Annotated in this window: 25 protein-coding genes and 2 pseudogenes; 14 read left to right on the top strand and 13 right to left on the bottom strand. The window is 73.9% G+C overall.

The window, feature by feature from the left end; genetic code table 11:
- The first annotated feature begins 2 nt into the window (after positions 1-2).
- The 4 genes from QUE40_RS16175 to QUE40_RS16160 are packed head-to-tail and all read left to right on the top strand — an operon-like array spanning position 3 to position 4,196.
- Complete coding sequence (locus QUE40_RS16175; RefSeq protein ID WP_289231602.1) at positions 3-1,037, top strand: SGNH/GDSL hydrolase family protein; 1,035 nt, start codon at positions 3-5, stop codon at positions 1,035-1,037.
- A 41-nt stretch (positions 1,038-1,078) separates the two neighbouring features.
- The gene (locus QUE40_RS16170) at positions 1,079-1,744 is read left to right on the top strand and encodes a histidine phosphatase family protein (protein ID WP_289231601.1); all 666 of its coding nucleotides are present in this window, start codon (positions 1,079-1,081) and stop codon (positions 1,742-1,744) included.
- 14 nt (positions 1,745-1,758) lie between these two features.
- Positions 1,759-2,901, top strand: a complete 1,143-nt coding sequence (locus tag QUE40_RS16165) for a hypothetical protein (protein WP_289231600.1) — start codon at positions 1,759-1,761, stop codon at positions 2,899-2,901.
- Positions 2,868-4,196 (top strand): MFS transporter, encoded by a 1,329-nt coding sequence (locus QUE40_RS16160; RefSeq protein WP_433997090.1) that lies wholly within the window; start codon positions 2,868-2,870, stop codon positions 4,194-4,196. Before QUE40_RS16165 ends, QUE40_RS16160 begins: the two co-directional genes overlap by 34 nt.
- An 89-nt stretch (positions 4,197-4,285) precedes the next feature.
- Here QUE40_RS16160 and QUE40_RS16155 read toward each other — a convergent pair whose 3' ends face one another.
- On the bottom strand, positions 4,286-4,732 hold the full coding sequence (locus QUE40_RS16155; RefSeq protein ID WP_289231599.1) for a MarR family winged helix-turn-helix transcriptional regulator: 447 nt from the start codon (positions 4,730-4,732) through the stop codon (positions 4,286-4,288).
- 117 nt (positions 4,733-4,849) lie between these two features.
- Between QUE40_RS16155 and QUE40_RS16150 the strand changes: the two genes are divergently transcribed.
- The 4 genes from QUE40_RS16150 (at position 4,850) to QUE40_RS16135 (ending at position 8,192) form a co-directional block, all read left to right on the top strand.
- A complete protein-coding gene (locus QUE40_RS16150; RefSeq protein ID WP_289231598.1) occupies positions 4,850-6,082 on the top strand; it encodes an MFS transporter in 1,233 nt (410 codons plus the stop codon).
- Positions 6,083-6,113: 31 nt separating this feature from the next.
- Positions 6,114-6,404, top strand: coding sequence for a YciI family protein (locus tag QUE40_RS16145; protein ID WP_289231597.1), 291 nt, complete (start codon positions 6,114-6,116; stop codon positions 6,402-6,404).
- On the top strand, positions 6,397-7,380 hold the full coding sequence (locus QUE40_RS16140) for an alpha/beta fold hydrolase (protein WP_289231596.1): 984 nt from the start codon (positions 6,397-6,399) through the stop codon (positions 7,378-7,380). Before QUE40_RS16145 ends, QUE40_RS16140 begins: the two co-directional genes overlap by 8 nt.
- Before the next feature lie 131 nt (positions 7,381-7,511).
- Positions 7,512-8,192 (top strand): hypothetical protein, encoded by a 681-nt coding sequence (locus QUE40_RS16135; protein ID WP_289231595.1) that lies wholly within the window; start codon positions 7,512-7,514, stop codon positions 8,190-8,192.
- 79 nt (positions 8,193-8,271) lie between these two features.
- Here QUE40_RS16135 and QUE40_RS16130 read toward each other — a convergent pair whose 3' ends face one another.
- The 3 genes from QUE40_RS16130 to QUE40_RS16120 all read right to left on the bottom strand — a co-directional run bounded on the left by QUE40_RS16130 (position 8,272) and on the right by QUE40_RS16120 (position 10,238).
- Positions 8,272-8,496, bottom strand: coding sequence for a hypothetical protein (locus tag QUE40_RS16130; RefSeq protein ID WP_289231594.1), 225 nt, complete (start codon positions 8,494-8,496; stop codon positions 8,272-8,274).
- A 5-nt stretch (positions 8,497-8,501) separates the two neighbouring features.
- Positions 8,502-9,194, bottom strand: coding sequence for a hypothetical protein (locus QUE40_RS16125; protein WP_289231593.1), 693 nt, complete (start codon positions 9,192-9,194; stop codon positions 8,502-8,504).
- Between the two features lie 165 nt (positions 9,195-9,359).
- The gene (locus QUE40_RS16120) at positions 9,360-10,238 is read right to left on the bottom strand and encodes a hypothetical protein (RefSeq protein WP_289231592.1); all 879 of its coding nucleotides are present in this window, start codon (positions 10,236-10,238) and stop codon (positions 9,360-9,362) included.
- Between the two features lie 216 nt (positions 10,239-10,454).
- Between QUE40_RS16120 and QUE40_RS16115 the strand changes: the two genes are divergently transcribed.
- The 6 genes from QUE40_RS16115 (at position 10,455) to QUE40_RS16090 (ending at position 15,935) form a co-directional block, all read left to right on the top strand.
- Complete coding sequence (locus QUE40_RS16115) at positions 10,455-12,122, top strand: FAD-binding dehydrogenase (protein ID WP_289231591.1); 1,668 nt, start codon at positions 10,455-10,457, stop codon at positions 12,120-12,122.
- A gap of 55 nt (positions 12,123-12,177) precedes the next feature.
- A complete protein-coding gene (locus QUE40_RS16110) occupies positions 12,178-13,326 on the top strand; it encodes an AI-2E family transporter (RefSeq protein WP_289231590.1) in 1,149 nt (382 codons plus the stop codon).
- A complete protein-coding gene (locus tag QUE40_RS16105; protein WP_289231589.1) occupies positions 13,323-13,826 on the top strand; it encodes an NUDIX hydrolase in 504 nt (167 codons plus the stop codon). Before QUE40_RS16110 ends, QUE40_RS16105 begins: the two co-directional genes overlap by 4 nt.
- A 159-nt stretch (positions 13,827-13,985) precedes the next feature.
- Entirely contained in the window at positions 13,986-14,909 is a 924-nt protein-coding gene (locus tag QUE40_RS16100; protein ID WP_289231588.1) for a hypothetical protein, read from the top strand.
- A 235-nt stretch (positions 14,910-15,144) separates the two neighbouring features.
- Positions 15,145-15,384, top strand: coding sequence for a hypothetical protein (locus QUE40_RS16095; protein ID WP_289231587.1), 240 nt, complete (start codon positions 15,145-15,147; stop codon positions 15,382-15,384).
- Positions 15,381-15,935 (top strand): S1 family peptidase, encoded by a 555-nt coding sequence (locus QUE40_RS16090; RefSeq protein ID WP_289231586.1) that lies wholly within the window; start codon positions 15,381-15,383, stop codon positions 15,933-15,935. The genes QUE40_RS16095 and QUE40_RS16090 overlap by 4 nt, the downstream gene beginning before the upstream one ends.
- A gap of 224 nt (positions 15,936-16,159) precedes the next feature.
- Here QUE40_RS16090 and QUE40_RS16085 read toward each other — a convergent pair whose 3' ends face one another.
- The 9 genes and pseudogenes from QUE40_RS16085 to QUE40_RS16045 form a co-directional block, all read right to left on the bottom strand.
- A complete protein-coding gene (locus QUE40_RS16085; RefSeq protein WP_289231585.1) occupies positions 16,160-16,777 on the bottom strand; it encodes a bacterial proteasome activator family protein in 618 nt (205 codons plus the stop codon).
- A gap of 74 nt (positions 16,778-16,851) precedes the next feature.
- Complete coding sequence (locus QUE40_RS16080) at positions 16,852-17,769, bottom strand: sulfite exporter TauE/SafE family protein (protein ID WP_289231584.1); 918 nt, start codon at positions 17,767-17,769, stop codon at positions 16,852-16,854.
- Positions 17,770-17,837: 68 nt separating this feature from the next.
- Entirely contained in the window at positions 17,838-19,046 is a 1,209-nt protein-coding gene (gene cobA, locus QUE40_RS16075) for a uroporphyrinogen-III C-methyltransferase (protein WP_289231583.1), read from the bottom strand.
- A complete protein-coding gene (locus tag QUE40_RS16070) occupies positions 19,043-20,398 on the bottom strand; it encodes a sulfate adenylyltransferase subunit 1 (protein ID WP_289231582.1) in 1,356 nt (451 codons plus the stop codon). Before QUE40_RS16070 ends, cobA begins: the two co-directional genes overlap by 4 nt.
- A pseudogene (gene cysD / locus QUE40_RS16065) lies at positions 20,398-21,323 on the bottom strand (sulfate adenylyltransferase subunit CysD). Before cysD ends, QUE40_RS16070 begins: the two are co-directional and overlap by 1 nt.
- Positions 21,320-22,036 (bottom strand): phosphoadenylyl-sulfate reductase, encoded by a 717-nt coding sequence (locus QUE40_RS16060; RefSeq protein ID WP_289231581.1) that lies wholly within the window; start codon positions 22,034-22,036, stop codon positions 21,320-21,322. The pseudogene cysD and the gene QUE40_RS16060 overlap by 4 nt, the downstream one beginning before the upstream one ends.
- Positions 22,033-23,726: pseudogene (locus tag QUE40_RS16055) on the bottom strand (nitrite/sulfite reductase). Before QUE40_RS16055 ends, QUE40_RS16060 begins: the two are co-directional and overlap by 4 nt.
- Before the next feature lie 94 nt (positions 23,727-23,820).
- Positions 23,821-25,404: a hypothetical protein gene (locus QUE40_RS16050; RefSeq protein WP_289231580.1), complete on the bottom strand. Its 1,584-nt coding sequence runs from the start codon at positions 25,402-25,404 to the stop codon at positions 23,821-23,823.
- Entirely contained in the window at positions 25,344-26,540 is a 1,197-nt protein-coding gene (locus QUE40_RS16045) for an ABC transporter permease (protein WP_289231579.1), read from the bottom strand. The genes QUE40_RS16050 and QUE40_RS16045 overlap by 61 nt, the downstream gene beginning before the upstream one ends.

Below are 26,540 nucleotides of genomic sequence, written 5' to 3'. Positions count from 1 at the left end.
GCATGACCACCTCCCCGATGCGCGCCGCCGGGCTGCTGACCGCAGCCGCCGCGCTGTCCCTGTCCACCGTCACCCCCGCACAGGCAGCCCAGGGCGACTACGTCGCGCTCGGCGACTCCTACTCCGCCGGCGTCGGAACCCGCGCCAAGGTCGACGACTGCTACCGCTCACCGTACGGCTACCCCGCCCTGGTGGCGCAGACGTACGGCCTGAACCTGGACTACCAGGCCTGCTCGGGCGCCACGACCTCCAGCGTGATCGACAGCCAGCTGGGGACGCTCGACAACGGCACCGGCTACGTCACGATGACCATCGGCGGCAACGACGTCGGGTTCTCCTCGATCCTCACCGAGTGCGCGCAGCCGGGCTGGATGAGCGACTGCCAGGGGGCGATCGCGGGCGGCCGGGCGATCCTGCGCGACCAGCTGCCGGGGCGCTACGACAACCTGTTCGGCCGGGTGCGCACCAAGGCCACCAACGCGGCGGTCACGGTCGGCGGCTACCCGCGCATCTTCAACGGCGAGGACTGCAACGCCCTCACCTTCTTCGCGCCCGACGAGCAGAGCACCCTCAACACCGCGACCGGCGAGCTGAACACGCTGGCGCGCAGCAAGGCGACCGGCGCGGGCTTCCGCTTCGTCGACCCCACCGCCTCGTTCACCGGGCGCGCGGTGTGCGACGACCCTGAGTGGATCAACGGGCTGAGCAACCCGGTCGAGGAGTCCTACCACCCCAACCGCGCCGGCAACGTGGGCTACGCCAACCTGGTCGGCCCGTCGGTCACCGGCCGCGCCGCGACGGCGCAGCGCAGCGCCGAGCCGGCGCCGCAGCGCACCCCCGCGCAGCGCACCCGCGCCGCCGCCGACCGTGTCGTCGCGATGCGGCTGAGCTCGCCCGAGAACCTCGCCAAGGCGAAGGCGGCCGGCCTCGACCCGGCCGAGATCCGCCGGCTCGACGCCCAGCTGCGCTCGCCCGACACGACGGTGGTCGACCGGGCGCTGACCCGCCTGCGCCAGCTGGACCGCCAGGCCGACTGACGACGTACGACCGTGGCGGGCCGCGTGCGAGCATGGGCACCGTGCGCCTCCTGCTGATCCGTCACGGCCAGACGCCCGCCAACGTCGCTCACTCGCTCGACACGCTGCTGCCCGGTCCCGGGCTGACCGAGCTCGGGGCCGAGCAGGCGGCGGCCATCCCCGAGGCCGTCGCCGACCAGGGCGTCCAAGCGGTGTACGCCTCCCGCGCCCTGCGTGCGCAGCTCACCGCCGCGCCGCTCGCCGAGGCGCTCGGCGTGCCGGTGCAGGAGCTCCCGGGCGCGCACGAGGTGCAGGCCGGCGACGTCGAGCGCTGCAACGACCGGGAGAGCATCGAGCAGTACCTCGGGGTGCTGTTCGAGTGGGCCCACGGCAACCTCGACGTGCGGATGCCTGGCGGCGAGACCGGCGAGGAGTTCGTCGCGCGGATGGACGACTCGTTGCGCCAGGTCGCGGCCGGCGGCGCCGACGTCGCGGCGGTCGTGAGCCACGGTGCGGCGATCCGCGTCTGGACCACGCTGCGCGCCGGCAACCTCGGCGCCCGCTTCGCCGAGCACAACCCGCTCGGCAACACCGGCGTGGTCGTGGTCGAGGGTGACCCTGACTCTGGTTGGATCGCGACGAGCTGGATGGGCGCCCCGCTCGGCGGGCCCGGCGTCGACGACGCCGACCCGTTCGACGGGCCGGCCGGGGAGCCGCTCACCGCCTGACGAGGGAGAGCCGGATGACCGGCAGCACGCCGAGCCGGCTGGTCGCGTCGCCGGCACGAGCCGCCCAGGACCGGCTGCGATCTCTGGGGCTTCCGCTGCTGCTCGAGCCCAGCGTGCGTGCGCGGGCCCTGCTCGACCGCACCGCCGCCCTGCTCGTCGGTCTCGCCGTCGCGTGCGTCGGCTACGCCCTGCTCGCCCGGGCGAGCGCCCGCTTCACGGCGGCCGAGCTGGCCGACGAGGTGGCCGTGGGTGTCGACGACCCGCGCCTCCCGGCCCTGGCCGTCGGGTTCGCGGTGCTCCTCGCGGCGCCGCTCGTCGTGTGGCTGGCCGTGCTGGTCGTACGCCGGCTGCCGCGCCCCGCACGCCCCGTCGTCTCCGTGGTCGGCATGCTCGGGATCGTCCTGGCGCCAAGGGTTTTCGTGACCGACCCGACTCCGCCGTGGCCCGTGCGGGTGCTGATCCCGGTCGCGGTGCTGGCGGCGACGTACGCCGGGCTCGGCACGATGCTCGCCTGGGCCGGCCGCCGCGCGGTCCGTGAGCTGGGGCGGCTCGGCCCGATGGTGTCGCGGGTGCTGCCGGTCCTGATGCTCGCGGTGCTGTTCGTCTTCTTCAACGCCGAGATGTGGCAGATCGCCGACCGGCTGTCGATGGCGCGCACCTGGGCCGCGGTCGGGGTGCTGGCCGCGCTGTGCGTGGTGCTCGTCGCGGTCAACGCGCGCGACGAGGTGCGCACGGTGGTGCGCGAGCACGAGCGCGAGGGCGACGAGCCGGTGCCGCCGCTGCGGCGGGCCGAGCGGCTCAACGTGCTGGCGGTCTCGATCCTCGTCACGCTCATGCAGGTCGTGATCTTCAGCGCGCTCGTCTTCTGCTTCCTCGTCGCGTTCGGCATGCTCGCGATCCCCGACGGCACCGTGCAGCAGTGGGTCGGCCGCCCGCCGGCACGGTTCGACGGCTGGCCCGGCCGGCTGCCGGCGAGCCGCACGCTGGTGCAGGTCTCGCTGTTCCTCGCGGCCTTCTCGGCGCTCAACTTCGCGGCCGGCAGCAGCGCCGACCGGGCCTACCGCCGCGCGTTCGTCGACCCGGCCCTGGAGGACGTGCGCGAGGGGCTGCGGGTGCGGCGGGCATACCGCCGTCGGGGGTCGGCCCGCGGCGCATAGCCTTCCGGCGTGCCTGTGCTGCTCGACCTGACCCCGCTGCGGGTCAGCCCTCCTACCGCCGCCTGTGGACCGGCTTCACGCTGAGCGGGGTCGGGGCGCAGCTGGCCACGGTCGCGATCGGGCTGCAGGTCTACGACATCACCCGGTCCACGTTCGCCGTCGGCATCGTCGGCCTGTGCGCGCTGGTGCCGCTGGTGGTCATGGGGCTCTACGGCGGGGCGATCGTCGACCACTACGACCGGCGCAAGGTCGCGCTCGCCGCCGGCCTGCTGCTGTGGGCGGTCTCCATCCTCAACACCGTGCAGGCCGCGCTCGGCAACACCCACGTCAGCGTGCTCTACCTGCTCGTCGGGCTCTACAACGCCGGCTTCGCCGTCGTGAGTCCGGCGCGCTCGGCGATCTATCCGCGGTTGCTCGACCGGTCGCTGCTGCCGGCCGCCAACGCGCTCAGCGTCACCGCGATGAACATCTCGATGACCGTCGGCCCGCTGCTCGCCGGGCTGCTCGTCGACTGGGGTGGCTATGTCACCGCCTACGCCGTCGACGCCGCCTTGTTCACCTTCGCCGTCTGGGGGATCCTGCGGCTGGAACCCATTCCGCCAGAAGCGGATCCGGCCGCCGACCCTGCTGCGGTGCGGCGTCGGCCGGGCCTCGCCTCGGTGCTCGACGGGCTGCGCTTCCTCGGGACGCGCCCCAACGTGCGGATGACCTTCCTCGCCGACTTCTGCGCGATGATCCTCGCCCAGCCGCGCGCCCTGTTCCCGGCGGTCGCGGTGCTGAGCTTCGGCGGCGGCGCGAAGACCGTGGGCGTGCTGTCGGCGGCCGTCGCGGTGGGCGCGGTGGTCGCGATGCTGGTGTCCGGTCCGCTCGGTCGCGTACGCCGGCAGGGCCTGGCCGTCATCGTCTCGGTCGCGCTGTGGGGCGTGTCGATCGTCGGCTTCGGGTGCGCGGTCGCCGCCGCGCACGGGGCGCTGCCGAGCGGGTGGGCGCTGTGGCTGGGCGCGCTCGCGCTGGCCGGCGCCGGGGCTGCCGACTCGGTGAGCGCGGTCTTCCGCACCACGATCCTGCAGGCCGCCACCCCGGACCACCTGCGCGGCCGGCTGCAGGGCGTGTTCGTCGTGGTGGTGGCCGGCGGCCCGCGCCTGGGCGACGTCGTGGCCGGGTCGCTCGCCACCGTCTCGACCGAGGCGTGGGCCGCGATCGTCGGCGGGCTGCTGTGCGTCGTCGCGGTGCTCGCGCTGGCGGCGTGGCAGCGCGGGTTCCTGCGCTACGACGCCCAGCACCCGACCCCGTGACCGGGCCGGCCGACCCGCTCGGCCGGCGCCGACGTACGACCCTCCGCCCCGCCTCGTACGCCCGCGCCACCGCGCGCAGGCGTGCCCGGTCAGACCGGGGCGGGCTGGTGGAGGAAGCCGACCAGCTCGGCCAGCTCGGGCACCTCGGCGGCCTCGTCGAGGGCCTCGCTCAGCACCCGGTCGTGCGTGGGGCGCGCGGCGCGGTAGGCCTTCTTGCCGGCGGCGGTGAGCTCGGTGTAGATGCCGCGGCGGTCGTCGGCGCACAGCACCCTCGTGAGCAGGCCGCGGTCCTCGAGGCGGTTGACCAGGCGGGTCGTGGCGCTCGGCGACAGGGCCGCGGCGCGCGCCAGCTGGGAGATGCGCATGTGCCAGCCGTCCTGGCGGGAGAGCGCGTCGAGCACGGTGAACTCGACCACGGACAGGCCGTGCTCGCGCACCAGCTCGCGCTCCAGCGCGGCCTCGATGCGCCCGTGCAGCGCCGCCAGCGTGCGCCAGCCCGAGGCGCGCACCTCCACGGCGCCGTCGGCGATTCCCATGGGCCCAGCATACAGGCGACTTGCAATAACCCGCGCATGCAACTAACTTGCTGCTCACGCCGGTAGTTGCACACGCGCTATAACGGCGAAGACACTCTCCACGGAAGGTTCGTCCTCATGCCTGTCGGCCTCGTCGCCCTCGCTCTCGGCGGCTTCGGCATCGGTCTCACCGAGTTCGTCATCGCGGGTCTGCTCTCGCGGGTCGCGAGCGACCTCGGCGTCACCGTCCCCGCCGCCGGATACCTCGTCTCGGGCTATGCGCTGGCGGTCGTCGTCGGCGCGCTCGCCCTCACCCCGGTCGTCAACCGCTGGGAGCCGAAGCGGGCGCTGCTCGCGCTCATGGTGCTGTTCACCGCCGGCAACGCGCTCAGCGCCCTCGCGCCGACGTACGGGCTGCTGCTGGGTGGCCGGGTGCTCGCGGCTCTCGCGCACGGCGCGTTCTTCGGCATCGGGTCGGTGCTCGCCGCCTCGCTGGTCGCGCCGGAGAAGAAGGCCGGCGCCATCTCGATCATGTTCGGCGGCCTGACCCTGGCCAACGTCGCCGGAGTGCCGCTCGGCACGGCGATCGGTCAGGCGTGGGGCTGGCGCGCGGCGTTCGCGGTGATCACCGTCGTCGGCGTCGTCGCGTTCGCCGGCATCGCCGCGCTCGTGCCGGCCGTCGCCTCGGACCAGCCACGGCCGCGGCTGCGCACCGAGCTCGCCGCGTTCCGCAACGGTCAGGTCTGGTTCTCCCTCGGCATGACCGTGCTGGTGTTCGGCGGGATGTTCGGGGCGTTCATGTACATCGAGCCGCTGCTGACCCGCGTCACCGGGTTCGAGGAGTCGGCGGTGCCGTGGCTGCTGGTGCTGTTCGGCGTCGGCCTGTTCGCCGGCAACCTGCTCGGCGGTCGCCTCGCCGACCGCGCCCTGACCCGCACGCTCGTGACGTTCACCGCGGGGCTCGTCGTCGTGCTCGTGGCGTTCGCGCTGCTCAGCGACAACCGGTTCGCCGCGGCCGCGCTGCTCGCGGCGATGGGCTTCCTCGGCTTCGGCACGGTGCCCGGCCTGCAGATGCGGGTGCTGCAGCACGCCGCCCACGCGCCGACCATGGCCTCCTCGGCCAACATCGCCGCCTTCAACGTCGGCAACTTCCTCGGCGTCTGGGTGTCGGGGCTGACGATCTCGGCCGGCCTCGGCTGGGTGTCGCCGCTGTGGGTCGGCAGCGGGTTCGCCGCGCTGGGCCTGGCGCTGCTGCTGGTCGCCGTGCGCGCCCGGGGCGCCGCGCCCGCTGCGACCGAGGCGGCCGAGGCGGCCGACGAGGTGGCGCCCGGGGACTCCCCGGCCCCGGCCCAGGTCTGCGCCACCGCCTGAGCCCGACGACGCTGCGGCCTACGATCCAGCAATGGCGATCTTCACCGTGGAGTACACCTACACCGACGACGACCAGGGGCGGGACAAGCACCGCGACGAGCACCGCGCCTACCTCGGCCGGCAGGACTCGGTGCTGCTGTCGGGGCCGTACCTCGACTTCCCGGCGGGCGCTCTGATCATCGTCCGCGGCGAGGACGAGGACGCCGTCACGGCGATGATGGACGCCGACCCGTTCCAGCGCGAGGGGCTGATCGCCGAGCGCCGCATCCGGGAGTACAACCCCGTCCTCGGCAGCCAGGCCGGCGGGTTCCCCGGTGAGTGAGGTGCCTGGCCGCGACGAGGCCGCGCCGCCCGCCGTCCCCGACCAGTGGGTCGACGTCGCCGGCACGCGGGTGCGCTACACCGAGCGCCCCGGCCCGCAGGACGGCCCGACGTTCGTGCTCGTGCACGGCCTCGGGGGAGCGCTGACCAACTGGGACTCCCTGGCCCCGCTGCTCCAGGCGTACGGCCGGGTCCTGGCCCTCGACCTCGGCGGCTTCGGCCTGACCAAGGTCGACCCGCGCAAGGCGTCGGTCGCCGAGAACCAGCGGCTGCTGGCGGGGTTCCTGCGCGCGCTCGACCTGCGCGAGGTCGTGCTCGTCGGCAACTCGATGGGCGGGCTGCTCGCCGCGATGCAGGCGGCGGCCGAGCCCGACAGCGTGCGCGCGGTCGTGCTCGTCGACCCGGTGCTGCCGCAGCACCCGCGGCAGCGGCCGCACCCGATGGTGCTCGCGGTGTTCGGCCTCTACCTCGTGCCGCCGATCGGGCGCCGGCTCATCGACGGGCGCGCCAAGCGGCTCACGCCGGAGCAGCTGACCACGGAGACGTTCGCCCTCGTGGTCGCTCACCTCAGCAAGGTGCCGCGGTGGCTGATCGACCGGCACGTCGAGCTGGCGCGCGGCCGGGTGGCCGACGACACGGGCGCCGCGACGCCGAGCTTCCTCGCCGCGGCGCGGTCGGTGGTGCTCACCGGGCTGCGGGCGCCGAGCTATCAGCGGCTGCTCGGCGGGCTCACCCAGCCGGTGCTGCTGCTGCACGGCGACAAGGACAAGCTGGTCAGCGTCAAGGCGGCTCGGGCCGCGGCGCAGCGGCACCCGTCGTGGACCTACGCCGAGGGCCACGACCTCGGCCACTGCCCGATGTTCGAGGACCCCGCGTGGGTGCGCGACCAGATCGTGGGCTGGCTGGGGTCGCAGGGGCTGCTGCCGGACGAGGCCGGCCAGCCGCGCCAGGCCGGGCGGCGGGGAGGCGCGGGCTGACCGGCGGAGCCGGCCGAGGGCGTACGCCATCGCCGGACCAGGTCACGGATTTGTCACGGCGTGTCGCGCCGGGGCATCGTGGAGGGCGGTCCGGACCCGTCCGGGACCGACAGCAGATCCTGGAAGGAACCATGAAGGTCACCTCGCGCGGCTCGGTCGCGATCGCCGCAGCCCTCTCCATCCCGCTGGTCCTCGCCGGCTGCTCCGACGAGCCCGAGGTGACCACCAACACCTCGCTGCCGACCTCCACGTCGGCCGCTCCGACGTCGACCTCGGCGACGCCGACGACGACCACGTCGAGCAGCAGCACGTCGAGCACCACGACGAGCAGTACGTCCACGTCGAGCAGCACGAGCTCGTCCACCTCGACCACGACCTCCACCAGCGAGCGGCCGTCGTCGACCTCGACCCGCCCGTCGAGCACGTCGACCTCGTCCAGCTCCTCGCGCACCAGCTCGCGCTCGACCAGCCCGAGCAGCAGCTTCAACGTGTCGCTCGCGGGTGACTGCATCTCGGCCACCGGCAAGCTCAGCGCCGTGACGCGGCAGTGGAACTCGGCGGTGAGGTCGGGCGACTCCGGCGAGCTCGACTCGGCCGCGCGCACGATGGGCTCGACCGCCGACGACCTGCGCGACCTCGCCGACGACACCAACGACAACGGCTTCGCCTCCCGCGCGCGCGGCACCGCGTCCGAGCTGGACAAGATGAAGCAGGCCCGCGACAACCGCCGGAGCGTGCGTACCGGTGACTTCAACTCCGCGGCGCGCGGTCTGCGCAACTACTGCCAGGAGCGGCTCGGCGTCGCCAACTGACGTCTGTCGCAGGGTGACGTCGCCGGTCGGCGCTCCGGCGATGTCGTTCGTCGGGGCTCCGGGTGTCGCCGGTCGGCGCTCAGCCGACCTTCCCTGAGCCGAGCACCAGTGCGGCGCCCTCGCCCGGCGCGCACTCGACCTCGGTGAAGCTCACCGTGAGCCGCTGCACGCCCGCCACGCTCACGCCGAGGCTCGAGGTCTGGCCGTAGCGCACGGTCCGCGACGCGAGCGTGCGTCCGTCGCCGCGCACCACCAGGCGCAGCACCGCCTCGCGCGACTCCGACCCGTCGTCCTGCCCGACCACGCCGGTCAGGCGGAGTATCGGCCGTCGAGGCTCCAGGCGTACGTCGGCTGCTTGGAGAAGATCGTGCAGGCGCTGGCGCTGATCGAGTGGCCGTAGGTGGTCCCGCCCATCGTCACCGGGCCCGAGCCGGGCCCGCCCAGCTCGTCGAGGTACGCCGGTGCGGCCGGCGGCGTGCTGCTCGTCGGCGACGACGTGGTCGGCGGCGGGGTGGTCGGCCGGGCGGTCGTGCTGGTGGGCGACGGCGGACGCTGGGTGCGGGTGGGGCTGCTCGGCCGGCTCGGCTCGCCGGTGGGCCGGGTGGTGCGCGTCACCGTCGGTCGCGGCGTCGAGGTGGGTGTGGGGGTGGCCGTGGGCGCGGCGGTGCCCGGGCGCGGGCTGGTGCTCGTGGGGCCGGGGGCCGGCGCGGGGGCCGTGGCCGTGCTGCCGGGGGTGGGGTTGGCCGGGCTGGCGGTGCTCGCGCTCGCGCCCGGACGCTCCTGCGCGGTCGGCAGCGAGGGCAGGCTCGGCCCGGTGCTCGTCGTGACGGTCGGCGAGCCGGTGGTCGGGGTCGAGCTCGGGCCCGACGTGGGTCGCGCGCTCTGCGTGGGCGGCGGCGACGCGATGGTCGGCGAGGCGACGCCGAGGTCGCGCTCGGGGCGGAACGGCTCGCCCCCGCAGCCCGCGAGGGAGCCGACGGTGACCGCCGCGGTGGCCAGCACGGCGGCGCCACGGAGCGGGGCGCCACGGAGAGCGGTGCCACGGAGCGTGGTGCCACGGAGCGTGGTGCCACGGGACGGCAGGGGTCGAGTGCGCATCGCGGGCCAGTTTGCCGAACCGTGCGGGTTCGGGGGCGGACCCGGTGCGTCGGATCACCGCCGCGGGGGTCACGCGTCCTGCAGGTCCTCCAGCGCGGCCGTCGCCGCCTCCAGCGCGCGGCGGGCCTCCGCGCGGCGTGCCCGGGCCTGCGCCAGCGACGCCTCGGCCACCTCGAGCCGGCGCTCGGCCTCGGCGACCTTCTGCTCCGCGGCGGCGATCTCGGCGGGGGAGGGTCCGGTGGGTTCGGGCTCGGGCGCTTCGTCGGTGTCGGTGACGTCGGGGTCGGTGGCGCTGCCGGGCTGGGCGGTGCTGCCGGGCTCGGCAGGCGGTGCGGTGCGTCGGGGCGGCTTGGAGGGCGTACGGGCTTGGGGGGCAACGGATCTCGGCTTCGCGACCGCGCGGTCTGCGGGGTCGGGCACCGCGCGCAGGGGAGTGGCGATCGCGTCGCCGATCTCGACCTCCCCGAACCCGGCGTACGACAGCGGAGACACCAGCCGTCCGCTCGCCACGGCCTGCTCGGCCATCGGGTCGGCGAGGGCCGCGGTGAGGGTCGCGATCACCTGCTCGCGCATCGTCGCCGTGTCGCCGAACGAGGGGTCGCGGTCGGCCGCGAGCCCGGCGGCTCGGTCGGCGAGGTCGCCGACGATGCCGGGGCGCTGCGCCGACAGCTGCTTCATCGTCGCGGTGTCGAGACGCGACTGCGCCTCGCGCAGCGCCGCTCCCAGCCCGAGCAGCGGGTCGAGCGCGCCGGCCTCGTGCGCCAGCAGGTTGACCAGCCAGGCCGCCACGGTGGGCCGGCGCAGCGCCTTCACCTGCGCCGCGAGGTCCTTGTCGTCGGCGCGCAGCTGCTTGGCCCGCGCGTCGCGCGCCTTGACGAACTCGGCGGGGAGGAGGGCGTACAGCGCGGCGGCCTCGTCGGCGAGGGCGTCGGCGGACGGCTCGGCCACGCATCCCCCTTCCCTGGTCCGGACGCGGTCGGCCTCACGCTAGTGCGCCGGGCCGGCACCCCGCCCGCGCGGCGCCCCCCACAACCGCATGAAACCGGGTTCCGTGGATGTGACCCCGATGCATCAGGGTCAAAGACGCGAAACCCGGTTTCATGCACGAACGGGGCAGGCTGCGCGGGAGGCGCGGCAGCGTACGTCCGAGTAGGTTCGCGAGGTATGGATGCGGACGCGATCGTCGTCGGGGCAGGGCTCGCCGGGCTGGTGGCCGTCGGAGAGCTGGTCGCCGCCGGCAAGCGGGTGGCGGTGGTCGAGCAGGAGTCGGCGGCCAACCTCGGCGGGCAGGGGTGGTGGTCGTTCGGCGGCCTGTTCGTCGTCGACACGCCGGAGCAGCGGCGGCTCGGCATCAAGGACTCCTTCGAGCTCGCCTGGCAGGACTGGCAGGGCTCCGCGGGCTGGGACCGGCTCGACGACGAGGACACGTGGGGGCATCGCTGGGCGAGGGCGTACGTCGAGTTCGCCGCGGGAGAGAAGCGAGACTGGTTGCGCGGCAAGGGGATTCGCTTCACACCGATGGTCGGCTGGGCCGAGCGTGGCGACGGTCGGGCGACCGGGCACGGCAACAGCGTGCCGCGCTTCCACATCGCCTGGGGCACCGGCACCGGCGTGGTGAGGCCGTTCGTCGAGGGGGCGCTCGAGGCGGCGCGCGACGGCCGGGTCACCTTCTTCCACCGGCACCGCGTCGACGAGCTGGTCACGACCGACGGGGCCGTCACCGGCGTGCGCGGCACCGTGCTCGCGCCCGACGACGCCCCGCGCGGCGCGCCGAGCAACGACGACGCCGTCGGCGAGTTCGAGCTCAGCGCCCCGGCGGTGCTGGTCAGCAGCGGCGGCATCGGCGCGAACCACGACCTGGTGCGCCAGCTCTGGCCCGACCGGCTCGGCACGCCGCCGGCGCGGATGCTCACGGGTGTGCCGGCGTACGTCGACGGGCGGATGCTCGCGATCACCGAGCAGGCCGGCGCGCGGCTGGTCAACCGCGACCGCATGTGGCACTACACCGAGGGGATCCGCAACTGGGACCCGGTCTGGCCGCAGCACGCGATCCGCATCCTGCCGGGGCCCTCGCCGCTGTGGTTCGACGCGCTGGGGCGGCTGCTGCCCGCGCCGTGCCTGCCGGGCTACGACACGCTCGGCACGCTGCGCCACCTGCGCACCGCTCCCGGCCTCGCCGAGCACGACCACTCGTGGTTCGTCGTGACGCAGAAGATGATCGAGAAAGAGTTCGCGCTGTCGGGCTCGGAACAGAACCCCGACATCACGAACCGCGACCTGAAGCTGTTGCTGCGCACCCGCGTCGGCAAGGGCGCGCCGGGGCCGGTCGAGGCGTTCAAGCAGCACGGCCCGGACTTCGTCGTCGCCGACGCGCTGCCCGAGCTGGTCGCGCGGATGAACGCCCTCACCGACACCCCGCTGCTCGACCTCGACGTCGTGCAGCGGCAGATCGAGGCGCGCGACCGCGAGATCACCAACCCCTTCACCAAGGACGCGCAGGTCATGGGCATCCACAACGCGCGGCGCTACCGCGGCGACCGGCTCAGCCGCGTCGCCACCCCGCACCGGGTGCTCGACCCCGCGGCCGGCCCGCTCATCGGCATCAAGCTGCACGTGCTGACCCGCAAGACGCTCGGCGGCGTGCAGACCGACCTGTCGAGCCGGGCGCTCGCGTCCGACGGGTCGCCCGTGCCGGGTCTGTACGCCGCCGGCGAGGTCGCCGGGTTCGGCGGCGGCGGGGTGCACGGCTACAACGCGCTCGAGGGCACGTTCCTCGGCGGCTGCCTGTTCAGCGGTCGCGCGGCGGGCCGGGCGATGGTCGCCGCCGGGTGAGCCACATCGTGGCGCCGCCTCCCGTCCGCGACGGGTCACCTGGCAGGCTCGGGCCATGACCGACACCCCGCCGGGCACGCCCGGCGCGCCGCGGGAGGACCTGCGGCGAGACCCGCGCGATCCGCGGCTCGAGGTCGCGTTCGGCGTGCGCGTCGCCGCGTGGTGGTCGGTCTGCTTCGTCGCGATCGTCGCGGCGCTGTACGTCCTCGTCCGGCTGCTCAACAGCGTCAGCCTGGTCACGATCACCGTCTCGGTCGCGGTGATGATCGCCGCGCTGCTGCAGCCGCCCGTGGGCTGGCTGGTGCGTCGCGGCGTCCCGCGCGGGCTCGCAGCGGTGCTGGTCTTCCTGCTCGGCACCGGCGGCATCACCGCGCTGATGTGGTTCGTCGGCACCCAGGTGGCGCACTCGGCGGGCGACATGCGCGACCAGCTGCAGCTGGCCGCCGGCACGATCCGCGACTGGCTCGTCGGCGGACCGTTCGGCCTCAGCGAGGCCGAGGCCGGCCGCTACACCACCGAGCTCGGCGCCACCCTCTCGCAGAACCGCTCGGCGCTCACCTCCGGCTTCCTGCAGACCGCGACCAGCGCGCTCGGGGTGATCTCGGGCGCGGTCTTCACGCTGTTCGCCGTGCTGTTCCTGCTGCTCGACGACGGCAAGATCTGGCGCTGGCTCGTCGGCATCTTCCCGCCGCACACCCGGGCGCACGCGACCGAGGGCGGCGTCGCCGCGTGGCGCACCCTCACCCGCTACATGCAGTCGCTCGTGCTGCTCGCCGCGATCAACGCCCTCGCGATGGTGCCGGTCATGATGATCGCCGGGCTGCCGATGGTCGTGCCGCTCGCGATCCTGCTGTTCCTCGGGTCGCTCGTGCCGCTCATCGGCGTGCTCGTCGCGGGGGCAGTCGTCGCGCTCATCGCGCTGGTCAGCGAGGGCGTCGCGACGGCGATCCTGGTCATCGTCGCGCTGATCCTGATCGTGCAGCTGTTCGGCAACCTGCTGAACCCGATCATCCTGGGCAAGGCGGTCGACATCCACCCGCTCGCGATCCTGGTGAGCGTCACGGCCGGCACCATCCTCGCGGGCGTCTTCGGTGCGTTCGTCGCGGTGCCGCTCGTGGCCGTCGTCAAGAACGCCTCGCTCGCGGTGCGCGCGCACCACCGCACGCTGCCCGACCTGCTGCGGCCCGACGGGGACCCGCCGTGAGCGCCGGCCGCCCGGGCGCCGTGCGCCGGCTGGGCATGACCGTCTTCCGGCTGCTGCCGGCCCGGCTGAGCTGGGGCATCGTGCACCTCGCGGCGCCGACGTTCAGCATCGGCGCGGTCGCGCTGGTCGAGCACGACGGCCGCATCCTCACCCTGCGCCAGCTGCACCGCGGCGGGTGGAGCCTCCCGGGCGGCCTCGTCGACCGGGGCGAGCAGCCGCACGAGGCGGTCGTGCGGGAGCTGCGCGAGGAGACCGGTCTGCGCATCGAGCCCGGCGACGTGTTCGCGACGGTCGTCGACCCCGAGTACCGCCACGTCGACGTGATCTACCGGGTGCGGGCCGACCGCGAGCCGCAGCTGGCCCTCGCGAGCGAGGCCGTCGGCGCCGCCTGGTTCCGCCCCGACGAGGTGCCCGACCCCGACCAGCCGACGCAGCGCATCCTCGACGCGGTGCGCGCCGCGCACACCGTGCCCCAGGCGGGCCGGGTCGTCTTCGACTGACCGGCCGACGTCGTACGCCATCGCCCGGCCCGCGCGCCCCTCGCCCGCGGGGGTGGGCCGGCCGGGTGAGGGATCTCCCCGGCGAGGAGGGCGTACGTCCCGACGTAGCCTTGGGGCAATGTCTGTTCGGGGAAGTCGCCTTCGCGACGCACGATGCTCATGGGTTCGATCGCCGCCGCCGGTCTGGCGGGCTGCACGACCGACGGCGGGAGCACCGGCGCGTCCTCGGCGCGCGGCAGCGGTGCGCCGAGCGCGTCGAGCGCGACCGCGACACCGACGCCGCGGCCGACCCTGCCGACCGGCGGCCGCACGATCTTCCCCGCGCACCGGCTGTTCGGGTACAGCGGGTCGCCCGCGTCGCCGGCGCTCGGCCGGCTCGGCGCCGGCAACGACCTCAACGCCCGGGTCGATGAGATGCTGCGCCAGTCAACGGATTTCGCGGCCGGACGCAAGATCCTGCCCGTCGTCGAGCTGATCGCGACGCTCGTGCACCCCAAGCCCGGCGCCGACGGGATGTATCGCTCGCGCGTCGAGCGGTCGGTCGTCGACACCTACCTCGCGGCCGCGCGGCGGGCGAAGGGCATCCTGCTGCTCAACATCCAGCCCGGGCGGGCCGAGTTCATCGACGAGGTGCGCTACTTCGAGAGCTACCTGACCCAGCCCGACGTGGGCGTGGCGCTCGACCCGGAGTGGTCGGTCAAGGAGGGGCAGGTCCCCGGGCGCGTCTTCGGCAGCACGACCGGCGCGGCGCTCGACGAGTGCGCCCGCTACCTCTCCGGGCTGGTGACCAAGCACGACCTCCCGGAGAAGGTCATGCTCTACCACCAGCTGCACCTGTCGATCGTCTCGCAGGAGACCGACCTCAAGCAGCACCCGGGCATCGCGCTGGTCAAGAGCATCGACGGCATCGGCAGCCCCGCGGACAAGAAGAAGGCGTACGACATGATCGTCGCCCAGACGCCGTCGTACGTCCGCAAGGGGTTCAAGCTCTTCTTCGAGGAGGACGCGCGGTCCGGACCGCTCATGACCGCCGAGCAGGTGCTGGCCCTCTCCCCGCAGCCGGAGTACGTCCTCTACGAGTGAGGCCCGGCCCCCGAGCCGGTCGAGCCCCCACGCCGGTCGAGTAACCCGGCCCCCACGCCGGTCGAGTAGCCCGGCCCCCAAGCCGGTCGAGTAGCCCGCGAGGAACGAGCGGGCGTATCGAGACCATCCCGCACCCCTCTCTTTGCCCAGTCCTGACGTTCCGTTGGTCCCGTTCAGAACCGCTCGCTCCTAACGTCGAGCGCGTCCAACCTTCGAACGGAATCGGGGAACACCCATGCAGATCAACCGTTTTCGCGCCGGGCTCCTGGGCCTGAGCTGCGCCGCCGCCATCGCGCTCCCGGTCAGCAGCGCCCACGCCGTCGAGGACCCGGGCGGCGGCACCGGCGACATCGTGGGCGGCGACCTCGCCCAGACCGCCGACACGCCGTGGGCCATCCAGCTGTCCAACGTGAACTCGCCCGACCCGACGGGGAGTACTGCGGCGGCACGCTCGTCGCTCCCGACAAGGTCGTGACGGCCGCGCACTGCGTGGAGGGCACGAGCACCGGCGAGTGGACCGCGATCCAGGGCCGCGACGCGCTGACCGACACCAGCGTCGGCCGGGAGTCGAAGATCTCCAGCATCTGGTCCGACCCGAACTACGGCCGCGGCGGCGGGGACGTCGCGGTGGTGACGCTCGCGAGCCCGTTCGACGGGGTGCCGACGCTCCCGCTGAACGAGGACCCGAGCGTCGGGGAGAGCGACGTCACCGCGACGGTCTACGGCTGGGGCAAGACCGAGGGCACCGGCCCGGCGAACACCTTCCAGAAGGTCGACGTCCCGGTGCTCGGCGACGCGACCTGCAGCAGCGCCTACGGCAACAGCTACAACCCCGGCGGCGAGATCTGCGCGGGCTACCCCGAGGGCGGCAAGGACTCCTGCCAGGGCGACAGCGGCGGCCCGCTCGTGGCCGGCGGTCGTCTCATCGGCGTCGTGTCGTGGGGCCGCGGCTGCGCCGACCCGGGCGCCCCGGGCGTCTACGCCGAGGTCTCCACCTACCTCGACGACATCAAGGCTCAGCTGTAGCGCACGCGGCCACGGCTCCTCCTCCGGCAGCGGCTGGCCGCGCTGCGCGCCTGCCGGCATCGTCACCCCGGCGGTAGCGCATCGTCCCAGGTCAGAGCAGGGGCGGCCCAGATAATCGAGGGGCGGCCCCCTTATTAACTGGGCCGCCCCTCGAGTAAGTGGGCCGCCCCTCCCCGATCGGGGCCGACCGGACCGCGGCCGGGCGGGGCGGGGCTGAGCGGGAGCTAGAGGTACTGGCCGGTGGGGCCGGAGCTGTCGTCGGCGGGGCGGCCGGTGGGCATCCCGGGCATCCCCGGCTGGCCGGTGGGGCCACCGGGGCCGCCCTGGCCGGCGCGGCCCATCGGCAGCCCGCGCTGCATCGCCTGCAGCTGCGCCTGCGCGGCCATCTGCTGGGCGACGAACGCGGTCTGGATGCCGTGGAACAGCCCCTCGAGCCACCCCACCAGCTGGGCCTGGGCGATGCGCAGCTCGGCGTCGCTCGGCGTGCCCTCGGTGAACGGCAGCGCGAGGCGTTCGAGCTCCTCGACGAGGTCGTCGGACAGCCCCTCCTTGAGCTCGCCGAGGGAGCGCCGGTGGATGTCGGCGAGCCGCTTGCGGCCGGCGTCGTCGAGCGGCGCGTTCCGGACCTCCTCGAGCAGCTGCTTGATCATCGAGCCGATGCGCATGACCTTCGCGGGCTGCTCGACCTGGTCGGCAGGGTTGTGCGGGTTGCCGTCGGGGTCATCGCCGTCGGCCTGCGGCTGCGCGACACCCATGCCGTCGGGCGTCACGACCACCACGCGCTGCGACTCGGGGGTCTCGTCTCGTCCCTGCTCGGGCGTCTGCTCAGGCTGGTCGGTCATGGGTCCATCCTGGCTCACCGCACGTCCGCCGGCGCCACCCCCGCGCGTGTGGGGATGGCGCCGGAGCCCGTACGTCAGGCGCGGGTGAGCGCGTCCTCGTCCCGCTCGTCGGTGGTCGCCTCGGCCCCCGCCGTACGCCGGTAGCGGGCGACCGCGAGGCCGACGAACCCGAGCCACAGCGCCACCACGACCAGGTAGAGCAGGCCGCGGTGGTCGCCGAGGACGTCGTACTCCTTGGCCAGGGTGCGCAGGTTCGTGATGATGATCAGCCCGCCGACCGCCGTGCCGAGCACCGCCGCGGGGAGCCGGCTCACCAGCCAGGCCGCGACCGGTGCCGCGAACAGGCCGCCGAGCAGCAGCACCCCGACGAACGTCCAGTCGATGCCGGCGCTGCCGAGGCCGATGAGGAACGCGATGCTCGCCGAGACGGTCACGAGGAACTCGGAGGTGTCGACCGAGCCGATGACCTGGCGCGGCTTAGTGCGGCCCGCCGACAGGAGTGCGGTCGTCGACACCGGCCCCCAGCCGCCGCCACCGGTGGCGTCGACGAACCCGCCGACGACGCCGAGCGGGGCGAGGAACTTCGACCCGTGCGGGGACCGGGCGGCGTGCACGACAGCCTTGGGCGGGCGTACGGCGAAGCGGGTGAGGATGTAGACGCCGAGCGCGAGCAGCAGCCCGGCCATGATCGGCGCGGCGGCCTCCGTCGACAGCCGCGACAGCACGGTGGCGCCGGCGAACGCGCCGACCGCGCCCGGCACGCCGAGGCGCCAGACGAGGTTCCAGTCGACGTTGCCGAGCTTCCAGTGGGAGGCGCCCGACACCAGCGTGGTGCCGAGCTCGGAGAAGTGGACCGACGCGCTGGCGGCGGCGGGTGACAGCCCGGCGACGAGCAGCAGTGACGTGGACGTGACGCCGTAGCCCATGCCGAGGGCGCCGTCCACGAGCTGCGCGCCGAAGCCGACGAGCGCAAGCACGATGAGCTTGTTCATGATGAAAGTCCTTGGGGTCTGGTGCGATTCAGCAGTGCGGTGCGATGCAGCAGAGAGAAGGGTGCGGGTCAGTGCTGCGTGGCGAGTCGCACGACGTCGCCGACGACGATGACGGCGGGGGCCTCGACCCCCACCTCGTCGGCGCGGTCGGCGATCGTGCGGAGCGTGCCGACGGTGGTGCGCTGGTCCGGCAGGAATCCGCGCTCCACGATGGCGACGGGACACTCGGGGTCGCGGCCGTGCGCGATCAGCAGCCCGGCCGTGCGGCGCAGTCCGGCCACGCCCATGAGGAGCACGAGCGTGTGGTCACCGCCGGTAGGCAGCGCCGGAACGTCTTCGTGGCCGGTCACGACGGTGAAGCCGCGGGCCACTCCGCGATGCGTGACCGGGATGCCGGCCGCCGCGGGCACGGCGATCGCCGAGGTCACCCCGGGGACGACCTCGACCGGCAGACCGTGCTCCTCGCAGAACTGTCGCTCCTCGCCGCCGCGGCCGAGGACGTAGGGGTCGCCGCCCTTGAGCCGCACCACGCCGAGGCCGCGTTCGGCCTCCGCGACCAGGATCTGGTTGATCCGGTCCTGCGGGACGGGGTGGTGGCCGGCGGTCTTGCCGACGTCGATCACGCGCACGCTCTCGGGCAGCCTCGACACGACGCCGGTCGGCGCGAGCCGGTCGATCACCACCACGTCGGCGACGGCCAGCAGCTCGTGCGCGCGGCGGCTCAGCAGCCCGTCGGAGCCCGGCCCGCCACCGATCAGCGCGACCCAGCCGGACTCGCGAGTTCGGTTGCGCTGCAAGGAGATTCGCCCGTCGCTGATGGCCTCGTCGACGAGCCGGGCGACCTGCTGGGTCGCCGCCCTGGCCGTACGCGGGTCGCCGCCCACGTGGGTCGCGACCGTGACCGTGCCGTCGGGTGAGTCGACCTGCGCCCGGGCGGGCACGGCGGCTGCGGTGCGCTCGGCCGAGGTGGCGTCGATGCACCAGACCCGGGCCGCGTGCGCGTCGTCGGCGACGGCGCGGTCGGTCTGCGGGTCGCCGGTCGCGGTGTGCGCGAGCCAGGCGCCGTCGAGGTCGGTCGGCCCGGCGTAGTCGCGCTCGACCCACTCGACCCGCTCGGCGCGCCACAGCTCGACGAGCTCCTCGCACAGCCACGGGGCGACGACGCGCACGGCGGCGCCCTCGTCGACGAAGGTTCGGGCCCGTCGTGCCGACACGGGTCCGCCACCCACCAGCAGCACGCGGCGGTCACGCAGGTCGAGCACGAGGGGCAGGGTCATGACGCCAGCCAGTCCTCGGCCGCGTCGGCGTCGGGCAGCACGTCGCTCGCCCAGATGCCGGGCACGCCGACCATGCCGGCGGCGAGGGTGCCGCCGCTGCTCGGGTCGATCACGAGGAACGAGCCGTGCCGGCGCGAGTCGGCGTAGGGCTCCAGCGGGAGCGGGCCGGCCAGCCGGAGCGACACCCGCCCGATGTCGTTGAGCCCCAACGACTCTGTGGGCTGCAGCGCCAGCGCCTCGAGGTCGAGGCGGCTGTCGACGCGGTCGACGATCGCCTTCACGGTGCGGGCGCCGTGCTTGACCAGCACGCGCGCGCCCGGCTGCAGCGGACGCTCGTCGAGCCACGCGAGGAGCGCGTCGGACTCGCGGGTGAGCTCGGGGACGCTCGACGCGGCGACGATCACGTCACCGCGGGAGACGTCGACGTCGTCGGCGAGTCGGACGGCCACCGACTGCGGCGCGTATGCCCGGGTCAGCTCGTCGGGTCCGAGGTCGATCCCGGACACGCGGGTGCGGCGCCCGGAGGGCAGGACGACGACCTCGTCGCCGACGGCGACGACGCCCGACCCGATCTGACCGGCGTAGCCGCGGTAGTCGCGCAGGGCGGGGACGGGCGCGGCGGTCTGCGGGCGCAGCACGAGCTGCACCGGCATCCGGAACGGCTCGGCGTCGGGTTCCTCGGCCGTGGGCAGGTCCTCGAGCAGCTCGAGCAGGGCGGGGCCGGCGTACCACGGGGTGCGGGTGGACCGCTCGACGACGTTGTCGCCGTCGAGGGCGCTGACCGGCACGGTGACGGCGTCGGGGATGCCGAGCTCGCGGGCCACCTGCTGCACCTGCGCGTCGACGTCGGCGAAGACGTCGGCGGAGAAGTCGACCAGGTCGATCTTGTTCACCGCGATGACCACGTGCGGGACGCGCAGCAGCGCGACGACCGCCAGGTGGCGTCGGGTCTGCTCGACCACGCCGTGCCGGGCGTCGACCAGCAGCACGACGACGTCGGCGGTGCTGGAGCCGGTGACGGTGTTGCGGGTGTACTGCACGTGGCCGGGGCAGTCGGCGAGCACGAACGAGCGCCGCGGCGTGGCGAAGTAGCGGTAGGCCACGTCGATGGTGATGCCCTGCTCCCGCTCGGCGCGCAGGCCGTCGGTGAGCAGCGCGAGGTCGGCGGAGGACAGGCCGCGGTCGCGCGAGATGCGCTCGACGGCGGCGAACTGGTCGGCCAGCACCGACTTGGTGTCGTGCAGCAGCCGGCCCACCAGGGTGGACTTGCCGTCGTCGACGGAGCCGGCGGTGGCGAGCCGGAGCAGGGTCGGCGCCTGCGACCCGCTCGTCGCGTTCGTGAGGGTGCTCATCAGAAGTAGCCCTCCTTCTTGCGGTCCTCCATGGCGGCCTCGGAGATCCGGTCGTCGGCGCGCGTGGCGCCGCGCTCGGTGAGGGTGGAGGCGGCGACCTCGGCCACCACGTCGCTCACGCTGCGAGCGGGCGACTCGACCGCACCGGTGCACGACATGTCTCCGACGGTGCGGTATCGCACGGTGCGCACCTCGACCTGCTCGCCGTCGCGCGGGGTGCTCCACGGGCCGACCGCGAGCCACATGCCGTCGCGCTGGAAGACCTCGCGCTCGTGGGCGTAGTACAGCGGCGGCAGCTCGATCTGCTCGCGCTCGATGTAGCGCCACACGTCCAGCTCGGTCCAGTTCGACAGCGGGAACACGCGCACGTGCTCGCCTGGCCGGTGCCGCGGGTTGAACAGCGACCACAGCTCGGGCCGCTGGTTCTTGGGGTCCCACTGGCCGAACTCGTCGCGCAGCGAGACCACCCGCTCCTTGGCGCGCGCCTTCTCCTCGTCGCGCCGGCCGCCGCCGAAGACGCCGTCGAACCGGTTGTCGACGATGGCGTCGAGCAGCGGCTGGGTCTGCAGCGGGTTGCGGTTCCCGTCGGCGCGCTCGGCGAGGCGGCCGTCGTCGAGGTAGTCCTGCACGGAGGCGACGACGAGCCGCACCCCATGCGCGCGACGGTCTCGTCGCGGAACTGCAGCACCTCGGGGAAGTTGTGGCCAGTGTCGACGTGCAGCACCGGGAACGGGATCGGGCTGGGCCAGAACGCTTTTCGCGCCAGGTGGAGCATCACGACGGAGTCCTTGCCGCCGCTGAACAGCAGCACCGGCCGCTCCAGCTCGGCCGCGATCTCGCGGATGACCAGGATGGCCTCGCTCTCCAGCGTCTCCAGCTGGGAGAGCAGCAGCGGCTCGACCTCGGTGCTCGCCAGCGCGCTCATGCGTGCAGCCCGCACTCGGTCTTGGCGAAGCCCGACCAGCGGCCGGCCCGCGCGTCGGCGCCGTCCTCGACGGGTCGGGTGCACGGCTCGCACCCGATCGACGGATAGCCATTGGTGACAAGCAGATTCACCGGGAGCCGGTGCTCGTTCGAGAATCGCAAGAGGTCCTCCAGGCTCCAGGTCACGAGCGGGTTGATCTTGACCAGGCCGAACGTCTCGTCGAAGGAGACGACCGGTGCGTCGGCGCGGGTGGGCCCCTCGTCGCGGCGGACGCCGGTGACCCAGGCGTCGTACGCCCCGAGCGAGTCGCGCAGCGGCTCCACCTTGCGCATGCGGCAGCAGGCGGCAGGGTCGCGGGCGAACAGGTCGACGCCGTGCTCGGCGTCCTGCTCGGCGACGGTCAGCCGCGGCTTCACGTCGACGACGTTGATGTCGAGCTGCTCGGCGACCAGGTCGCGGGTCACGAGCGTGTCGGAGAAGTGGTATCCGGTGTCGAGGAAGAGCACGTCGACCCCGGGGGCGTGCTCGGCGACGAGATAGGGGAGCACGGCGTCGGCCATCGAACAGGCCACGGCGAGCCGGCCCGGGAAGTGCTCGGCCGCCCAGGCCGCGATGGCCGGCGCGTCGTCGTCGCGGCCCGCGAGGTCCGAAGCCCCTTGTGCCGCAAGGGCTCTCAGCTCGTCGACCGGTCGGCGGGTCGTCGTCGCGGTCACTGCAGCGCCTCCTCGTCGGCTCGGTGGGCCCAGGTCGCGAAGGTCTCGGTGCCGTCGCGCTCGGCCAGGAACCGGCGTACGACTCGCTCGACGTAGTCCGGCAGGTCGGCCGCGGCGACCTTGAGCCCGCGCACGGTGCGGCCGAGGCCGCCCTCCTCGCGGTCGTCGGACGCGAGACCGCCGCCGAGGTGCACCTGGAAGCCAGGCACCTGCTCGCCGTCGTCGGTCGTGATGATCTGCCCCTTGAGGCCGATGTCGGCGGTCTGGATGCGCGCGCACGAGTTGGGGCATCCGTTGACGTGCAACGAGATCGGCGTGTCCAGCGCGACACCGGCGAGGCGCTGCTCGAGCTCGGCGATGGTCGCCGCGGCGGTGTCCTTGGTGTCGACGATCGCGAGCTTGCAGAACTCGATCCCGGTGCAGGCCACCGTGTTCCGGCGGAACGGGCTCGGTCGGGTGCTCAGGCCGATCGCCTCCAGCCCCTCGACCAGCTCCTCGACCCGGTCGCTCGGCACGTCGAGCACGACCAGCTTCTGGTGGGCGGTGAGGCGAACCCCGCTCGCGCCGACCCGCTCGACCAGCGTGCCGACGTCGGTGAGCGTCGACCCGCTGACACGGCCCACGACCGGGGCTGCGCCGACGTACGACTGCCCGTCCTTCTGCTCGTGCACGCCCACGTGATCGCCGGGCGAGGTGGCGCGCGCGGGGGCGGGGCCGTCGGCGAGGCGGTATCCGAGGTACTCGTTCTCGAGCACCTCGCGGAACTTCTCGGTCCCCCACTCGGCGAGCAGGAACTTCAGTCGTGCCTTGGTGCGCAGCCGGCGGTAGCCGTAGTCGCGGAAGATGCGGATCACGCCGTGCCACACGTCGGGCGCCTGCTCGGCGGTGACGAAGGTGCCGAGCCGCTCCGCGAGGCGGGGGTGGTGGACAGGGCGCCGCCGACCCACAGGTCGTAGCCGGGGCCGAGCTCGGGGTGCACGACGCCGACGAGCGACACGTCGTTGATCTCGTGGGCGACGTCGAGGCTGGGGTGGCCGGTGATGGCCGACTTGAACTTGCGCGGGAGGTTGGCGAGCTCGGGGTCGCCGAGGTATCGGCGCTTGATCTCGGCGATGACCGGCGTGGGGTCGATGATCTCGTCGGCCGCGACGCCGGCGACGGGGGAGCCGAGGAAGCCGCGCGGGGTGTCGCCGCACGCCTCGGTGGTCTCCAGGCCGACGGTCTCGAGGCGGCGCCAGATCTCGGGCATGTCCTCGACGGAGATCCAGTGGTACTGGATGTTCTGCCGGTCGGTGATGTCGGCGGTGCCGCGGGCGAAGTCGGTGGAGATGCTGCCGAGCACGGCGAGGGCGGCGGGGGAGAGCAGCTCGCCGTCGGAGCGCACCCGCAGCATGAAGAAGCGGTCCTCGAGCTCGTGCGGCTCGAGCTGGGCGGTGCGGCCGCCGTCGATGCCCGGCTTGCGCTGGGTGTAGAGCCCCCACCAGCGGAAGCGGCCGTGCAGGTCGTCGGCGGGGATCGCGTCGAACCCCTCACGCGCATAGACCTTCTCGATCCGCTCGCGCACGTTCAGGCCGTTGTCCTCGGCCTTGAACTCCTCGTTGTGGTTCAGTGGCTCACGGCCGTCGACAGCCCACTGGCCGTTCGACCGGCCGGTGCGCGACTGGCGGACCCGGGTCGCCTGGGCCGTCACGAGCGCTCACTCCAAACATCACCACGCATGATGTGAACGATAACGAGGCGTTCCGACGTGAGACGCGGGGTGTCCGTTCGGTGAGATCGGCGGCTCAGTCCGTACGTCGGGTGAGGGCTGGGCGGGTGCGCGTCACCGCGGCGGCCATGAGCGCGGCCAGCAGCGGCACCCCGAGCACGACCAGGGCGATGCTCGGCCAGGGGATCACCAGGAACGGGCCGGCCGGTTCGCCGGAGGGCCCCATGCTCGACGACGTCAACGGCTTGGCCACCGCGATCCCGGGGATCAGGCCGAGCGCCAGCCCGGTCAGCCCGCCGACCAGCGCGATCGACGCCGCCTGCCACCCCGCGATCCGGCGGCGCAGGCCGCGACCGGCCCCGACCGCGGCCAGCGTGGCCTGGTCGGTGCGCGACTCGGTCTGGGTGAGCGCCGTCCCGATCAGCGTGGCGACGAGCACGATCAGCCCGAGCACGGCCGTCATGGTCCAGATCACCGCCCGAGAGGGGCTGGTGTAGCCGCGCTCGACGTACAGCCACACGCTCGTGGGAAGCGCCTCAGTGATCCGCTGCTCGGTCGCGGCGTCGATGCCGCCGGGCTGGTGCAGGCGCAGCCACGCGGTGCGCGTGGGCCAGCCCCGGCGCTGCGCCGTCTCGGTGCTCACGATCACCGAGGGGCTCGTCTCCATCCCCAGCACGGACAGTCGCCTCGCCGGCACGACCTCACCGGGCACCTCGCTCCTGCTCGGTCGACTCATCGGGGACGCGTCCGACCGCCCGTTGGAGACGCCCTCGACGAGCGTCGCTCGCCCGTCGCGAACAGGGCAGGTCAGGCCGTACGTCTCGGGCGGCTGCGCGCACACGATCCCGCCGTCGCGAAGGGCGGCGCGCGACGCCGCGGGGAGGTCGAGCGCCGCCAGCTGGCTGGGTGTCAGCGCGAGGATCGGAGGGCTGAGGGCGTTGGCGGCGTACCAGCAGGACGTCTCGGAGACGTCGCGGCACGAGGCGGAGGGGATCGCGACGAGTCGGGTCCCGGCAAGCGGCACGGTGTCGTCGTTCAACGGTGCGCTGAGGTTGCTGTAGCGGTCGATCCGCACCTGCGGCGCGACGGCCTGCAGCTGTCGCTCGATCACCCGCAGGTCGGGGTCCTGCGTCGGGTCGGCGGGCCCCTGCTGCAGGTCGATCCGGCCCTCGCCGGCAGTGGCCTGCGGCAGGTAGACCGCGCGCGCCTCCTCGTCGTCGCTCGCGGCGCCGATCGACAGCGCGACGAGCAGCGTGACCGACGCCATGATCGCCCCGACGCCGGACAGCGCACGGCCGCGCTGGCGTCCGACGTCGCGCGCCGCGATGCGCATGGCGAGCGGGAGGTGCCGGGCGAACCGGGCGACCTGGGCCAGCAGCCAGGGCAGCGCGACCATCGCCCCGGCGAACAGCATGATCGCGCCGAGGGCGATCCGGATCTCGCCGCCGGCGGGGGCTCGCAGCCCCGAGAACGTCAGCAGCCCGCCGATCCCGACGACGACGGCGCCGAGCACCGGCCATCCCGCGCGCACGTGCCGCGCCGACACCTGACCGCGCAACGTCTGCAGCACGCTGGTGGTCCCGGCGATCACCGCGGGGATCAGTGCGGCGACCAGCGCGCTGATCGCGGCCAGCGCCGCGAGGGCGAGCCCCAGCGCCACCGCAGGTCCGGCGGACCCCAGGCGATCTCAGGCTCGAGTCGCTGCGCGAGAGGTGCGGCGCCGAGGCCGATGGTGGCCCCCAGCGCCACCCCGACCACGGCGGCCAGCACGCCGAGCAGGACTGCCTGGGCGAGGACGTACCGCCGCAGCATCGCCGCCGTGCCGCCGTTGCTCGCGATCTGGCCGAGCGCGCGCCGGTGCCGCAGTCCGGAGGTCGTGAACGCCGGGCCGGCGAAGAAGACGGTCAGCAGCGCGACCCCGACCGTGACGAGTGCGACGAGCTGCGGGTCGCCGCTCGTGGTCCCCGGCGGATAGATCGTGCGCGGGGCGGAGCCGGGGTCGGTCGTCAGCGAGCGGCTCAGCACGGTGATGCCGTGCGCGTTGAGCCGCTGCACCTCCTCCCACCGCACCGGTGTGTCCCGCCTCAGGAGGTACGCCGTCGCCGACGACGACGGGAGCGTCACCACCTCGACGGGCGCGGCGGTGTCGGCGACGCCCACCACGGTCATCGGCTGCCCCTCTTCCAGGGTCAGGCGGCCCGAGGTGGGGAACCCGCGCTCGCGGGCGCGTTCGGTGACCAGAGCCTCGCCCGGCGCGGACGGCCAGCGGCCGGACACCAGCTTGCCCATGCCGGCATACGCATCGTTGCGACCGTCGATCCCCAGCAGCGAGAAGCGAACTCGGCGCTGGCCGATGACCGCTCGCGCCTCGCCGTCGGAGACCGGCAGCAGCTGGCCGCCGGTGACGCGTCGGATCGCTGCGGCGGACGGCGCCTCCCCGGCCGACCCGCCTGGCAGGACCTGGACGGGCGGCAGCTGCGTGCCGGTGGTCGGGGAGAAGGTCTGCACCTCGCGGCCGTCGTAGTTCTGCTCGACGCGCTGCGTGCCGACGTCGAGCCGCGCCTGGGTCGTGCCCATCACCCGCGGGATAGCCTCGGCGCTGCTGACGCTGCGGGTGGCGAGCAGGGTGCCGCCGGCGCTGACCAGCATGACCGGCAGCGCCACCATGAGGGCGGTGAGGATCGCGCGGCCCCGGTGGCGGCTGAGGTCGCGCCGCGCGAGGCGCAGCATGAGCCGCCACGACCCGACGAAGCTGCTGCGGCGGCCGGTCGAGATGGTCTCCCCCGAGGTGGCCAT

Origin of the sequence: Barrientosiimonas endolithica, from assembly GCF_030296655.1 — a bacterium.
Classification (GTDB): Bacteria; Actinomycetota; Actinomycetes; order Actinomycetales; family Dermatophilaceae; genus Barrientosiimonas; species Barrientosiimonas humi.
This window is presented reverse-complemented; position numbering and strand designations above follow the sequence as displayed.